General features: G+C 42.3%; 8 protein-coding genes. All 8 read right to left on the bottom strand.

Features of this window, described 5'->3' with window-relative positions; all coding sequences use genetic code 11:
• Window positions 1-74: 74 nt before the first annotated feature.
• Window positions 75-1,379 (bottom strand): hypothetical protein, encoded by a 1,305-nt coding sequence (locus tag ACT3S4_RS03690; RefSeq protein WP_444760472.1) that lies wholly within the window; start codon window positions 1,377-1,379, stop codon window positions 75-77.
• A 50-nt stretch (window positions 1,380-1,429) separates the two neighbouring features.
• Window positions 1,430-2,491 carry a hypothetical protein gene (locus ACT3S4_RS03695; protein WP_444760473.1) on the bottom strand — a complete coding sequence of 354 codons (1,062 nt, stop codon included), beginning with the start codon at window positions 2,489-2,491 and terminating at the stop codon, window positions 1,430-1,432.
• Window positions 2,492-2,521: 30 nt separating this feature from the next.
• Window positions 2,522-3,586, bottom strand: a complete 1,065-nt coding sequence (locus ACT3S4_RS03700; protein WP_444760474.1) for a DUF6708 domain-containing protein — start codon at window positions 3,584-3,586, stop codon at window positions 2,522-2,524.
• A 10-nt stretch (window positions 3,587-3,596) separates the two neighbouring features.
• On the bottom strand, window positions 3,597-7,013 hold the full coding sequence (locus ACT3S4_RS03705) for a toxin VasX (RefSeq protein ID WP_444760475.1): 3,417 nt from the start codon (window positions 7,011-7,013) through the stop codon (window positions 3,597-3,599).
• On the bottom strand, window positions 7,010-7,882 hold the full coding sequence (locus ACT3S4_RS03710; RefSeq protein ID WP_444760476.1) for a hypothetical protein: 873 nt from the start codon (window positions 7,880-7,882) through the stop codon (window positions 7,010-7,012). The genes ACT3S4_RS03705 and ACT3S4_RS03710 overlap by 4 nt, the downstream gene beginning before the upstream one ends.
• Before the next feature lie 2 nt (window positions 7,883-7,884).
• Window positions 7,885-10,587, bottom strand: a complete 2,703-nt coding sequence (locus ACT3S4_RS03715) for a contractile injection system protein, VgrG/Pvc8 family (RefSeq protein WP_444760477.1) — start codon at window positions 10,585-10,587, stop codon at window positions 7,885-7,887.
• Between the two features lie 106 nt (window positions 10,588-10,693).
• On the bottom strand, window positions 10,694-11,851 hold the full coding sequence (tssA, locus tag ACT3S4_RS03720) for a type VI secretion system protein TssA (protein WP_444760478.1): 1,158 nt from the start codon (window positions 11,849-11,851) through the stop codon (window positions 10,694-10,696).
• Window positions 11,851-14,814, bottom strand: a complete 2,964-nt coding sequence (gene tssH / locus ACT3S4_RS03725; RefSeq protein WP_444760479.1) for a type VI secretion system ATPase TssH — start codon at window positions 14,812-14,814, stop codon at window positions 11,851-11,853. Before tssH ends, tssA begins: the two co-directional genes overlap by 1 nt.
• Window positions 14,815-14,970: the final 156 nt, after the last annotated feature.

Here is a 14,970-nt window from a genome sequence, read left to right on the forward strand (position 1 = left end):
CCTGCTAGCTTTACTGTTAAACGTCCTTCTCACGTTTAGGGTAATAAGCTATATCAATTGTATATAATCAATAGTTAGCCACATCCTGTTATCCCATTCTGAAAAGGCAAACCTTGTGTCGTAATAAAAAATAGATAGAACGATCCTAACATGATAAAAAAAGCAGCCACTTTCATAGTACTTAACGGCCTATTGGTGACACTAGCCAGCGCAAGCATTAATTTGGAATCCGTGAGCATAAATAAACACAGCGCCTGCATAAAGATAGTCTTTAATAACTGCTCATAGATAATTGCTCCACAGATTTGTTCCACAAACAATAGAATTGATATATCTACGATGACTGTAGTAAAAAAAGTATATTTAACATAGTTATTTAAATACGCATTTCCATTGTGTCGTTGGTAAACTTTGGGTCGCCTGGCTCTTTTCCTTTTTATATAACTCGTGGTAGGTTGAATAGTCATCGGGTTGGTTGCGTTAAAATACCAAATGGTTTCCCACCTTCCTTTAGTCATGTCTGGCATGATGTCTTCTGCTTGAAAATGTTGCAACTCCTGACTGGCAGGTGACCACCAATATCCTGTCTGCGGACAAGGCTGATCTGCTTCACAACGTGAAGATTCCGATACTACACTACTACTGCCACCACCACTATCCGCGATACGCTCAACGAGCATCCAAGTAACAGGAGCTCTACCGACAGCATGTGTCGTATCAGGTTCATAACCGACATTAGCTTCATTCGCTAACATGCCATCTAATAGCACTTGAGCACTGGCATCTGCTCGATTTGGTACATAAATGCCAGCGACAGGGACGACCTCATCTACCTTAACGCTATATTGTTGATTGAGACTATAGATAGGCCATGATTCAGGCGCATTAAGCGCTCCTCTTGATTCAATGCTATAATTTTCTATTAAGTCGTATAAACACCAACCAAAATAACTGGTTATTCCCATGTTAAAAGCGCGTAAGCTTGCCTCTCTTTCCCATTTCTCATAATTCAGCTGTTGCTGCTCTGGCATCCAGTCGATATCGTAATCCATACTGATGGCGCGAAAATCACTTTTTACATTGCCGCCATAGCCTATTGCTGCTAAGTCGCCATTTAACAGCTCTTGATAGCCAATATTAAGACTATCTAAAGTATCACGTAAGTTCGGTAATACGCGCTCGCCCCAAACGATATCAGGTTGTTGGTTTAAGGGGCGCGTACGGTAATCAAAGGGTAAATCGTTGACAAATAGCTCCAATGCATATTCAGCAGCTTCCAACGTATGCGCAAAAGCATCGCGCATCTCTTTAAAGTAAGCTGGTGAACTGTAACGTTCTAATAAATAGATTGCTTGAGGTCTGATGATGTAGTTGTTCATTTTTAGCGGTTCTCGTACTGTTTAATAGAGGTTGGCTAATCAGTTTTTATCTAAGCAATTACCAACATCACATACAATATCGATCCAATAAACCACGTCGCATTCACTGCTATGCCTGAGTACCACTTTAGTTTGACCTTTGTGTTTTTATTATCAAAGGCTGCTTGGCGCTCTGCTGTAACAGGCAGAATATTATACGGATTGTTTTGCCCATCCCACATGAGCCGACGCTGAACTTCCGGATGCAATGCAGGATTAGCGCTCGACTGGTATATATTACCCTCGGCTAAATCTAAGTAGCTAACCGTACAAGCGCGCAACCAACCCATAAAAGTCACCTCGTGGCGTAGTCCTGTTAAGCCTTTGTTTTTCTTCTCTTGAGCAATATCAGCACAAGCAAAGAGTGAGGTACTGATGTCTGTCGGACAGGCATGAGCATATCGTGGGTCAAGCGGTAACTCGTCAGCGGGACGTTCCATATAGGTACGGATAAACGTCCACTGATCATAAGAGTTTAGTTGCATGTCTTCACAGTTAATAGATAAGCTTGGTTCTCCTGTTGATTCATCGATGACATGCAGATTCAGTACTTCATACACCAAACCTTCATTACGCCTTATGGAGGCTGTGATATCTTTATAATTAATCAGATGAAAGATAGGGGCTTGCTTACGGTTATGTTCGTAGTAAGCAATCTGCTGGGTATTTTTTAGTAGTAGAATTTTATGGTATCGAGATTGTTTGACTTTAAGTTGTTTTAGAGTAAAAAATGCACCGAATGATAAGATTGATATCAGTATAATCAGCATTACTATTAATGAGAGACCAACAATATCGAAAGGACTTAAAAAAATGTAATCATATATAACCGCCAACAAGAAAAATATATTCTGCCCACCTAACCATGCACCACAATATGACGCTAAAAGCCATACATTTTGGATAGAGTTAATACTGGGGTGTAATAGCAGATAATCTGGATTCACATCATGGATAAGTGTACTTATTCTATCAATACTGACATTTTTTTCTTTAAAATTAGGAATACCTCCCTCATAAGGGCGACTGATTATTTTACCGACAGGAGGTACGGGAGGAATTGGTAAGATCATAGTTATACAATATGTAGTTAGCAATTTTCGCTAGCTATTATAAGCCACCACTGCCCATGAAAAAAAACTTATGTTAATTATTATCGCCACTATCCATCTGATATTAACCTCCCAATTTCTACCGTCAAAGGCTAATTTGGCTTCATCAGTTATGGGCTGTATCGGATAAGGATTGTCTTGACCGTCCCATGTGAGTAGCTTCTGAACTTCTGGATGTAGGATGGCTCGCTTGGTACATTGGTAATGATTAGCCTGAAATAGATTACCTAAAGCTATTATTGAGCCTATTATAAAGACCATAATCTGACCACCGCCAGAATGATCGCTAGGCAGTATGCCGTTTTTGCGATAGATAATATCAGCGCAAGCAAAAAGTGATTTACTGGTATCCGCAGGGTATGCTTGGCAGAGTTCGCTGTCTATTGGCAGCTCATCCGCTGGACGTTCCATATAGGTACGAATAAATGCCCATTGCACTCGTGGGTTGACTCTATAATCCTCAAGCTTTAAATGATGGGTAATGTCCCCTGTCTCAGGATCAGCGACGTAGAGATTGAGCGGTGTATACGCTTGATTATATTTGTCTAGATGTAAGTCTGGGCGTACGTCTTTATAGTCGACTACTTTAAGCTCGTAAGGCTGTCTAAACTTCATCAGTGGACGATAGTAATAGGTGATTTTCTGTTCTTTTTTTAAAAAATAATACTGGGTGCGAAATGGTTTCTTTGCAATGAATTGATAGAGGATTAGGATTAGGGGTGTGCAAAATATTATAAACATAAGTATGCCTACTAATACAAACCATACTGTGAAACCAGATAAAACAAAATCAAGATTTACGATAAACAATAAAATAAAAATAACAGAGAACATATAAGAAAAGAAATAAACCCAACCAATAGCAAAATAAAACATCCAAAAATATGCTGGTAAGAACGTCAAATAGTCAGGATTGATGTTTTGAATCTCTTTGTTAAGATGTTTAACATCTTCAGTATTCTTTAATAGGCTTTTGTCTATACTGGCGGTATAAGGACGGTCAATAGGATTATGAAGCTCACTAATGTGCTTAGCAAAATCGTCGCGTAATTGCATTGTATTGTTCCTAATTACTTTTTACCGTGTTGCTCAACTCATACATAGGGTATGTGCTCGCATTTAGTCGAAAGTCTATAATTACCTCTAATCGCTCCATTTCGTCAAATGTTAAGTAGTTTGACTCTTGTACTTCTTTTTTTGATGAAATATCGATCAGGCTCTTACTATCAAACCCCCAATAAGATTGGTTTACAGAAATATTACGCTTTCTTATTTGAGGCAGTTTCTGAGTAACAACTAAATAATTACCTTCCTGTTTGGCCTCTCCTGATTCAATTAAATAAGTAATTCTAGATGATTTATTAGCATTATTGTTAAGTGTAATAATATCTCCACTATTATTTACGATATATCCAGTTATACCAAGCCAACTATCCTCCTGCCATTGATTAATACTTATGGTTATAGTACCTGTCAAGATACTTGCATTGCCGCTTATGCTAGTGTCAAATTTGGGAGTTACGGTGAACTCTGTTATAGCTAAGGCATAAGCGTGTAAGTCTTCTTGAATATTTTGCATCGGTTTGTCTTTAAAGGGGTTGTTCGGATAGTTATTGACATCAATCATTTCTTTATTACCAAAAATACCAGCATCTAGCCAATAGTGGATGGGTAGTATGTAACTTTTATCATAAGTAAAAGCGACCCATTGAGCGATTAAGCTTACAGCCCACGCCACAGCCATAATGCCAATCACCCATGGCATGACAAAACCAAGTCCAATAGCTAGACCTGCTATACCTGCTGCGCCCGCTGAAATCATTGCAACGCCAGTCCCTATAGCACTAGCCTGGCTTCTACTCTCTATCTGTCTCTCCAATGAAATAGACAAACTATACACCTCAAACCCAGCCCCAACAGCACCAAGGACACCAACACTGAGGCTGAGTCTTGCTATTGCAGTAGTGCTGGCACCTCGTATCTGCATACCAGCGGCAGCGACATCAAGCGCCGCCCCCGTCAGTGCTAGGGAAGTACTGGCATAGCTGGTCATAAACTCGCGCGCTATGAGATCTCCGCGAGCTGCCATAGCGTTCAAGTTACTTTTCCCCATCCATACACTACGTAACTGAAATAAGCCAATCCCTGCAGATATCAGTGCGGCCTTACCTGCACTGCTACGCTCCAACTGTCGCTGTGCTCCGCTATGGCTATCGAAATATTTATTTAAATCCGCTTGCGCATCGGCAAGCGATTGATTGACTGACGCCGCAGCTTGAGCAGTCGCTTTGTCTGTATATAGCGTCACCGTCATTTGGGCATTCTTATCACCTGCCGCCGCCTTGTTATAAATATCTAATACTTGTTGATCTGCGGCTAGGGAGTGCATAAAGTCTACCGCAAAAGGTACACTACTACCTGAACCCTGCTTGACCGCCCCAATATCGATACTTGCAGGTATGAGTGTCTTATGTGGCTTTGCTTTATCGATTCGATTATTTAAAAATTCCCCTAGCACTTTGGTCGCCTTGTCGGGACTATATTTCAAGATTTTTTGTGCCAAACGAAGCCCTGTAGATTGATTGACTGAAGCCTGTGTCCACAAGTCCATCTTGTACAACCAGCGGTTATTTCCCTTAATATGGCTCATGTTATTACTCATCGTCTGTACGACTTGAGCTTTATAACTTGCCAACTCATTAAGGTATTGAATTTTTTGGGCAGTCTTGGCATCTATAGCTTTTTGTTTGGTTTCATTTTTAAATGTATTGAGCCAGTTTGTTGCTGTACCAATAAAGTCACTCGCGCGCGCGAAGTTTTCATATGCTGGCGCATCTTGCATTTTTTGATTATCTTCAGAATTCAGACCAATTAACGCTTTAGCTAGCCAGTTATCTTCAATGGGCTGCTCACCTGAGATACAAGGTAGGAGTGTTTGATCAAACTCTTGCTTGGCGGTCATACCTGCTGTTTGATATGGTACGTAGTCTGCCCATATGGCATCTGGTATGCCAATGTTACTTTCATCAATACCGATACCTTGAATCGCTTCAGCGATAATTTGAGCATATCCTAAATGACTTTCTTCATCATTTTCGGGAAAGTCTTCACGCATAACAAAAGCAAATTCAGGACGTGTAATAGCGTCTATAAATATTTGACGAGCTATTGCGATAGCTTCTTTATCTTGACGGCTTTTTTTCGCACTCGCTAAAACTGCTTTGAATTTTGTTTCATTAATATAATTATAGATGTTTCGTCCAACTGCTGATTCTTCCTTATGATTACGATTAAGTCCCGCTCTTGAATAACCATGTTGTTCATGAACTGATGATTGATTAGCAGCTTCTATGCTACTTTTAATATTATCAATAATAATGGCATTGACTTGCTCTCGGATTTTACCTTTATCTTTTTGAGCATCATCAAGATTTTTGAGTAGATAATTTCGCTTCTCCGCTGCTGCCATGACCTCCCCTACTGGATCAGGTAGGGCAACCATCATAGGTTTTACTTTTTTAAAAAAATTTAATTCATCTTCATCAGCTTTAGTACCATTTCCATTACCAATAATTTCTTCAGTATCTTCTATTATTTCACTGACACTTCTTTGCATACTTTGATACAGTGATAACGCTGCTCTGGTACTTCCTGATATATCGTCTCTTCCTTTTTTCTCTTTTACATCAATCTTATTAGTAATATCTCCGCCTTGAGCAAGCTGTTTACGTTGAAAAAAACTTTTTATATAGCTAATCTCACTATTACTCATATTGACGGTGTTTTTATTACCAATTAATTCATCAACCATAAACTTTTGCATACGTCTATTACGTAGCGTTTCATCCTCAATATACTTTTTTAGTGTCGCTTTACTCAGTTTTGCATGACTAATCATAAACCATGCAACATCACCTTGATACAAAGTAATGTATTTACTATCTAAGGTGCTATGATTGTCCTTTGTACAGTTAAACGGCTGAGCATCTTGGTCGAAATAATTGTTGTCAGACTCGTCTATATTTTGCACATCTATTTGTCCAGACTGAGTAGCCCTTTCTTCAAAATCTTCTCCTATATATGATTGAATACATTTCAAGGCACCATCTGAACCTGTGTAATACTCATCAAAAGAATACCATTCACTATTTTCTATATAACAATATAGATAGGCATGAGTTGGCAGGCTGGCAACAGCAGTATGGCTGGATGGTATAGAGGTAACCTCATGGAAAAAGTATCGCTCATCCTGTGGCGATACCTTATAATCTATCTTACTCAACACCACAGGTAGTATCGGTATACCAACTTTTCCACATTTATAAGCACATCTTCTAGGAGCTGTTACTGTCAAATCTATAACCATAGGCTCAGTAGGAATTTCATATTCTAGCTCTAATACTACAAGACCAGATTCTTCCTTGTTTTGAGTATCTTTATGATTTTTTGTCAACCTATCCATAAAGCTTAAATCATTACTCATCCTGCTACTCCTTGACTTCTAGGCTGTTCCAAATCCTTAACAATATTCCTAACGGCTTGCTGTTGCGTAATTTGAAGCTGAGCAATCAATAGTGCTTGACTCATCACAGTCTCATAAGATTGAGCGTTAATCACTATTTGATCTTTTAGCTGCCTTACTACCATATTCATCCATTCTGTCTGCTCAAGTAAGTGCCACTGCTGTTGACTAAACCTAAAGGGTAATGACTTAAGTTGCTCTAATGCTGCTTCAGTATCGGATAAATACACTTCATTAGGTGTCGGTAGCGTTAGTACGTTCATTTCATTATTCCAATCAACATAATAAATGTGAAATAAGCCCAACTGATATATTTGCAGCTTTTGCTGTTCGGTCCACAGGTGTATTAATAGCGCTAATACTCTAGGATCCCAATAGCGTAAATAGCGCTTTTTATTTGTTCCTAGCCCGTAGGCTTGACCTATTAAATAGACACTAAGTTTTAGCTTCTGAGTGATGGGCTGATCAAATAGCCATAAGCAGATACTACGCGCATGAGGATAACCAGATATATCATAGGTGTTTTCATATAGTGCCAATGCCAGTAGCTGCTCCAGTAAGCGTTGACCTTTACTACTATCTAGTGGAATGTCGATGAGTGCTAAATCATCTTTAAAGGTATGATGAATACGCTTGATGCGCTCATACGCTAAATCAGTACCGCTGTCGAGTACGTCAAAGACGGCTGTACCATAAATATTTAGATCGATAAGGACTGTCAGCGTTTGATATTGATTGTCAGAGACTGTTAGATATAAAGCCTTAAGTTGCTTTTGATAACTATCGGTCGCTTGAATATTATCGAGAAACTCTACTTTTGGTATTAGCATACCTAAACCGCTCCACCTTTATTGCCAGCACTACCGGTCTTGGCAGCACAGTCAGCAAGCTCATCTTGAGGCATCGTAATCGTTGGACTATTACCACCCCCACTGCCCCAATCCACCTTACTCGCCTTATAGCCCACTTGGCTTGGCGTGATAAACGTCACATTACCCCCTGATATCTCAATGCCACTGCCCGCTGCTTTCAGCATCAGCGTATCAGGCGCGATGATATTAATACTATCTCGACTATAGAGTCGCAGGACTTGCTCACTATCGAGGCGCATCTCATTCTGATGGGCTTGTATGGTCACATCACCATGCGCGGCGGTATGGGTTTGGGCTTTGTTACTGTAATAATGAATATCCCCTGCTACCAGCTGATTCATCTGCGTTTGACTGTGATGATATGTATTGTCTGTCGCATGGCTATGCGTGCTTTGAGTACTGGTCTGCTGGCTGTGTTGTCCACTTAAGATGGCAAGATGACGCTGAGAGTCGATCAGTAGATGAGGTTGTTGCCATTGTCCGGACTCGCTAAGCGTACTATCGTTAGTATCTTTGTTAAACTGATCAAAAGGGGTTTGGCTATCGCCTTTACTATTGCTCTTATTGTTGCTGCTGCCCTCTAGTCCCACTGGCTGATGGGTGTCAGCCAGCTGAACGTAAGCTTGTTGGTGTTGGTCAGCGGTTTGTAGTTTGCTGTGGCTGTTATGGCTCATGTGAGGATTTGATGTGGGGTTTGATGCTTGGCTACTGATATGTAAGCCTGTACCGCCTTGCACATTGGCGGCGGCTTGGGTCTCGATACTGATACCTTGTCCACGGGCTTGTCCTCGGGTGTGGTCGGTATGCTGATACAGATGACCAATGGTTAGGCTGCTTTGATAGCTACTGCTATAGACATTAATCTGCGGACTGTCAGGATGAGCGTCAAACATGAGCTGGTTGTAGCGGTTAATAAGGCTGTCTTTGGTGGCCTCGCCTGTTCGGCTGCTATCGATACTTTGAGTCTTGATACCGTCTATGGAATAAGCATGGCTTTGATTGATAAACCATGCGGGGCTAGTGGCGTCTATGTGGTCCGAATCGCTAGTCAGACTATTATGCTGAGCATCAGAATTGCCTTGTCCGTTATGGGTACTGCCAATGATGATGGGATGGGTGATGTCGCCACCGATGAAGTCGATAAGGACATGTTGTCCATGACGCAAAGGATGGGTTTGTCCCATGTGGTCAGCGACGAGGTGACTAGCAATGGGTATCCAGTGCGCGCTGTCGTCACCTTCGCTTTGCCAGTGATATCTGATATGGGCACGATGATTACGATCATGAGTGATGGCGCTACTATCGGTATCAATAATACTGGCACTCATCAGACCTGTGAGACTCGGATGCGGTTGTCCAAGTTTGTCCAGCTGTTCCCCATAGGGAATATGGTGATGGTGCGGAAATGGCAGGTAGCAGGCATTGATATGATGGACGTTGTCGTCATTGTCGTCATCATTATTATGGTTGGTATTGGACTGTAAGGTAATGGGATCAAAGGGTGCTGCCCCCAACCAATCCGTAGGAATATGATTATTAATATGCTGATGAAGAGACACCAGACTGATCGGATCGGTCAAATAAGGGTTGCCATCGATATAGTGGCTACTTGGCAAACTCAGATGACGGATGTTACCGGTTAGGCTGCCTAGATTGGCACGCTGCTGTGCGTTCTGCTGGTAGCGAGTAGCAAGCTTATCGAGACTGTCATCATCAAAACGGCTATGACTGTGTAAAAAGCGCTGATGCGTGCTGTTTGATGAATCGATCGGTTGCTCGCTACTGCTACTGCCAGTATAGATACTCATCAAGCGACTGTCATAACGATGTAGGTCGCTTTGCTGAGTATGCTGAGCAATACGAGGACGAATGGCAGTAACGCGGTCTTGTCTATCAGCAAGGTTGGCAGGGTTTTGACTGAGGATGCTTTGGATATCATTGACATCAGGACGCAATTCTTCGCCATCACTAGGTAGTAGGACTAGAGTGTGTTTGTCGCTCTCATGACGGTAATAGCCTGTGATGCCATAGAGAGCAAGGTATTGGGTTAGATAAGCCAGATCGGTTTGGTTGTATTGGACGCTATGCTGTATATGATAGTTGCTGTCATCACTGAGGCGCTCGTCAATCTCAACGTTCATATCGTATGGACTGATGATCTGGGTAATGAGTTCACTGAGACTGAGATGATGATGACGGCGATTATGACTGTTCAGGCGTAATTGACCTAAGTTAGGTTCACAGATGATGCGGTAGGCGGCCATACCACTGTTACTACCTAGAGCAACGACTTCGGTAATGATACCGTGGCGGGTTTGGTTTGGTAATAGCGTGTCTCCCGTATGCCAATGTATCGAGAGACTTTGCCCTAGCCATTGCTTTATATCCAGTCCTGCTCGTGGATGCAGTAGAGTAATGCCAATACGGTAGCCGCAATAGAGGGCTAGTTGGCGCTCTTGATAAGACTGCGCTCGTTGGTCGTGATGATAAGGGCTTGGATAAGCGTCAGGCGTTGGCATAAGAGCGGGCTTACTCCAAATGCTGTCGGGCAAAGGCATGCCAAGTAAGCTTTCAATCAAGTCAGCCTGTTGAATCAGACTGGTGGCAATATCAGGATGGGCACTACTCAGTTGCACATGCCGCTTTGTTTGAGTCCATACCATGATAAGCCCTTTTTTATCAGTCCAAAGTTGGAAAATTTAATATTGCAAGATTATAATTTGTGCACAGATTGCCTGTTAACCAAGTATGCATTTGTCGTTGATTCAATTAATAACCATCGTCAGATGAATCACGTTTGGGTTTAATCCCAATTATGTCAGATAGCGTCGCCAGCTGGTCTTCGTTTTTGATGATATGAGTCAACCATTGGTCGAGCGGCATATCTGCCCAATCAATAGCACGGCCTAGCAAAAACGTCACCGGGCTGTGCGGCTCATTGGTCGCAAAATAATCTTGGATTTGACTCAATAATTTAAGTGCTTGCTGACGATTGCTTTGATGATCACGGTTGCTAGGATTAAAACTGGTTGAGCTAATATTTTTTGTGCTAACTGATTGCCCACTACTATCTGATATCGTACTTTCATTGTCAGTGATACCGACCATAGTATCGGCAACGCTTTCTTGAGCAGAAACACTACTAGTGGTATCGGAATATTCTGGTATCAACGGTCGCAAATGTTGGGTCAGGGCAACCAATAAATCCGTGACTGGTGCGAAGACTGGCGCATCCATACCCATCAAATCATTTAACTGATCAGTCAGCGCCTGCCACTGCTCAGTAACTTTTTTAAGATTGCTCATCAGTGCTTGTTGCCAAGTCTCACTACTGGTTTTTATAGCGTGGTTATAATCACTTAGTGTTAATTGGTTAGATGATTCGTTATCGGGATTTTGCTGACGCTGCTTATCATGATCACGCGCGGTTAGATAGTAATTGTAGTTATATTTTTCTGTCTTTGTATCAGAAAGTGATAGCTGCTTAATATCATCAGTGAGCGCCTTGACGAACCATGACAGCAGCCCTGCCCTGATATCCATACTGTCTTCTTCACCATCTAGCGGCGGATACATAGTGAGCCAATACTCGTCATTGAGTGCCTGCAATAGACTCAAACCCTGACTGATACCTGATAAATGATCGGTATGACTTAACGCATCAACATACCAAAGTGCCAGCTTCATATCTTTACTGGTATGGCTGAGCAAATCGGCACATTGGTTTTTGACAAAATCCCAGTCAGCCACTTTTAGCTCAGTGACCCAATTGCCTTGTGCGAGTAATGGGTCATCTTCTTGACGAGCGGCCACGATGGCATCGATACGTGGATCAAATATCAGGTCTTCGCCGACCCCATGACGACTGCCATTAATTGGCGCGATAAGGGTGTCAATATTGATTGCTAAAGAGTTATCAGTGTTCATTATAGTGACTCCTCTTTCATAGGTTTTTTAGTAGGTTTTTTGCTGGCGACTTTTTTCACTGTCGACTTTTTAACATCAGGCTTTTTAATGGCAGACTTTTTAGCTGAAAGGGGTTTGCTTGGTGGTTCCTTAACTTGATCCTCAACTTGATTTTCAGTTTCACCTTCGCTGTATTGCGCCATCTGATTGAGCGCCACAACGGCATCAGTATCCAGACGGTAGGCAAAATTATCGTCCGCATCGACGAATACGGTAATTTTCTTTAACACACTTTGACTGTCATCATGAGCCAGTAGCTGACCTGCCAGCTGCGGCAGCAAGGTATGGCTGATAATCGCATCGGCGTTACGCGCACCAGAATCAACCTCATGACAACGCGATAAAATCAGCTCAATCACCTCGTCATCAATGACACAAGGCACATCATAATTATCACGGATACGACCTGTAATTTTGTCCAATTTCAGGCGAATAATTTCTGCGAGCGCGTCATCTGTTAACGGATAATAAGGAATGACCGTTAGACGACCCAAAAAGGCAGGCTTGAATGATTTGTATAAATGCGGATTAATGACCTGCTTTAGACTGTCACTGTCGGGCAAGCTAAAATCAGTAACGGCCGGATCTGTATTGATACATGCCTGCATAATTGCAGATGAACCAACATTACTGGTCAATAAAATAAGCGTGTTTTTGAAATCAATCAAACGCCCTTCACTGTCTTCCATCACCCCTTTATCAAAGACCTGATAAAACAAATCCAATACGTCTGGATGGGCTTTTTCGACTTCATCAAGTAACAGCACGCTATAAGGACGGCGGCGGATAGCCTCTGTTAACACGCCACCTTCACCATAACCAACATAACCTGGTGGCGAACCTTTTAAAGAAGCCACACTATGGGCTTCTTGATATTCTGATAGATTAATCGTAATAAGATTACGCTCACCACCGTACAACACCTCTGATAGCGCCAACGCGGTTTCTGTCTTGCCCACACCACTTGGCCCGACTAGCAGAAACACGCCTTGCGGACGATTGGGATCATCTAAGCGCGCTTTTGCGGTATGAATACGCTTAACGATAGCGGTCACAGAATGGTCTTGGCCGATGACACGTGCTTGCAAGGTATTAGCCAAACCCAAGATATGGTCTTTTTCATTACCTGCCATGTCGGTAAGTGGAATCCCTGTCCAATCTGAGATAATCTGCTTAATAACCTGTCGATCTAATACCGCATGGATCAAGCGCTGCGTCTCTTGCACCTGTCTTAGCGATTGCTCAATACTCTGATACTCAGCTTGTTTGTCTAAGCGCTCTTTTGCACTAAGCGCATCAGCGCCATCTGCTTTGCCGTTCAATTGTTGATTGAGCGCGTCAAGCTGGTCGTTAAGCTGACGCTGTTCATGCCAGCGACTGGTCATATCAGCAATGCTTTGCTGATTGGCTTGGCGCTGCTCATCAAGCACGGCAATTTTTTGACTGACTTTTTCTTTTTCGTCGACGCTGCCGATACGCTCGAGCTGTTTACTGAGATTGTTGATATGCTGCTCTAATTGCACCCCTTTGGCGTTTAATCTGTCAAGTTGATTGGGTATGGCGGTCTTAGACAAGCTCACCCGTGCTGCCGCCGTGTCTAATACACTGACCGCTTTATCAGGCAGCTGCCTATCGCTGATATAACGTGCGGATAACTCAACCGCTGCTTGTAGCGCATCGTCATCGATTAATATACCAAAATGACTCTGCATCTTGGCACTTAGACCACGAATCATCGCTACTGCTGTCTCGATATCAGGCTCATCGACTTTGACCACTTGAAAGCGACGTGACAATGCTGCGTCTTTTTCAAAGTATTTTTTGTACTCTGACCACGTCGTCGCCGCAATGGTTCTAAGCTCACCACGAGCGAGCGCAGGCTTTAATAAATTAGCCGCATCATTTTGACCCGCTTGCCCACCAGCACCAATCAAAGTATGCGCTTCATCAATGAATAAGATAATTGGCTGTAGCGAGGCTTGTACTTCTTCGATGACTTGCTTGAGACGGTTTTCAAACTCCCCTTTAACGCTTGCTCCTGCCTGTAATAGCCCCATGTCGAGACTACGTATCGTCACGTCTTTTAGCTGATCAGGCACTTGACCGGCGACTATCTTTTGCGCCAATCCTTCTACCACTGCTGTTTTACCTACCCCTGCCTCACCCGTCAAAATAGGGTTATTTTGGCGGCGACGAATCAAAATATCGATCAACTGATGAATTTCAAACTCACGGCCAATGACTGGATCTATTTGCTCAGCGCTGGCTTTGGCAGTCAAATCATAAGTATATTTATCCAACGCAGGGGTTGGCTTAGCTTCAGTTTGCTTAGTGTCTAAAGATTCTTGATTGTTAGTATCATTGTCTGCACTATCACCACCCTTATTAACGCCTTTATTATTGGTAATTTTATTACTGCTTGATCCACTGCCCTCAGTACTACCGAGACATTGACGCTCATAATCATCTTTTAAGGTAAAACGATCAATATATTGTAGTGGCTCAGGTAGGGTGTTGAGTAGCGACTGATAACGCTCATAAGCCAATAGCACGAGCAGTATATGTCCAGAACGAATTTCTAGCGGGCTATTTTTATCATCGCTTTGACTATGCTGGCTGCTAGCAAGCTCCCACGCATCGTCTAACAATGCCATCAGACTTTGACTAAACACTGGCGTTGAACCTGTAGCCTGACCGAAGGTATTTAGCAAATCAGTTATATCGGCTAGTAATGCCTGCTGATTGATCTTATTAAATTTAAGTATTTGAGCCACATCATTGTGCGGCGTGGCAATCAGTTCATGCAACAGATGGACGGTATCGACTTCACGATGCCCATTATTGATACAAAGCCTAGCTGCCTGCTGCAAACACTGTCGGCAACTTGGACTCAAGCGGGTAATTACAGCTTTTAACTGGCTCATAAATCTTTTCCTTTAGCATTCTTATTAGACTTAATACCAAACTCAAAAAGCAAGATTAGCTGTGTCAAACTCGCTTAGCCTACAAGACGTAGTACTTTCACTCGTTTTCCTTGCCACTCTAATTTCTATGAATGGTATAAAATTATTTTTATTAAA

It is taken from the genome of Psychrobacter sp. AOP30-A2-5 (genome assembly GCF_052378115.1).
Taxonomy (GTDB): domain Bacteria; phylum Pseudomonadota; class Gammaproteobacteria; order Pseudomonadales; family Moraxellaceae; genus Psychrobacter.

Coding starts and splice junctions, on each gene's coding strand:
- ACT3S4_RS03700 (WP_444760474.1), bottom strand. CDS start 3,586: ATGCAATTACGCGACGATTTTGCTAAGCACATTAGTGAGCTTCATAAT.
- ACT3S4_RS03705 (WP_444760475.1), bottom strand. CDS start 7,013: ATGAGTAATGATTTAAGCTTTATGGATAGGTTGACAAAAAATCATAAA.
- tssA (WP_444760478.1), bottom strand. CDS start 11,851: ATGAACACTGATAACTCTTTAGCAATCAATATTGACACCCTTATCGCG.
- ACT3S4_RS03695 (WP_444760473.1), bottom strand. CDS start 2,491: ATGATCTTACCAATTCCTCCCGTACCTCCTGTCGGTAAAATAATCAGT.
- tssH (WP_444760479.1), bottom strand. CDS start 14,814: ATGAGCCAGTTAAAAGCTGTAATTACCCGCTTGAGTCCAAGTTGCCGA.
- ACT3S4_RS03715 (WP_444760477.1), bottom strand. CDS start 10,587: ATGGTATGGACTCAAACAAAGCGGCATGTGCAACTGAGTAGTGCCCAT.
- ACT3S4_RS03690 (WP_444760472.1), bottom strand. CDS start 1,379: ATGAACAACTACATCATCAGACCTCAAGCAATCTATTTATTAGAACGT.
- ACT3S4_RS03710 (WP_444760476.1), bottom strand. CDS start 7,882: ATGCTAATACCAAAAGTAGAGTTTCTCGATAATATTCAAGCGACCGAT.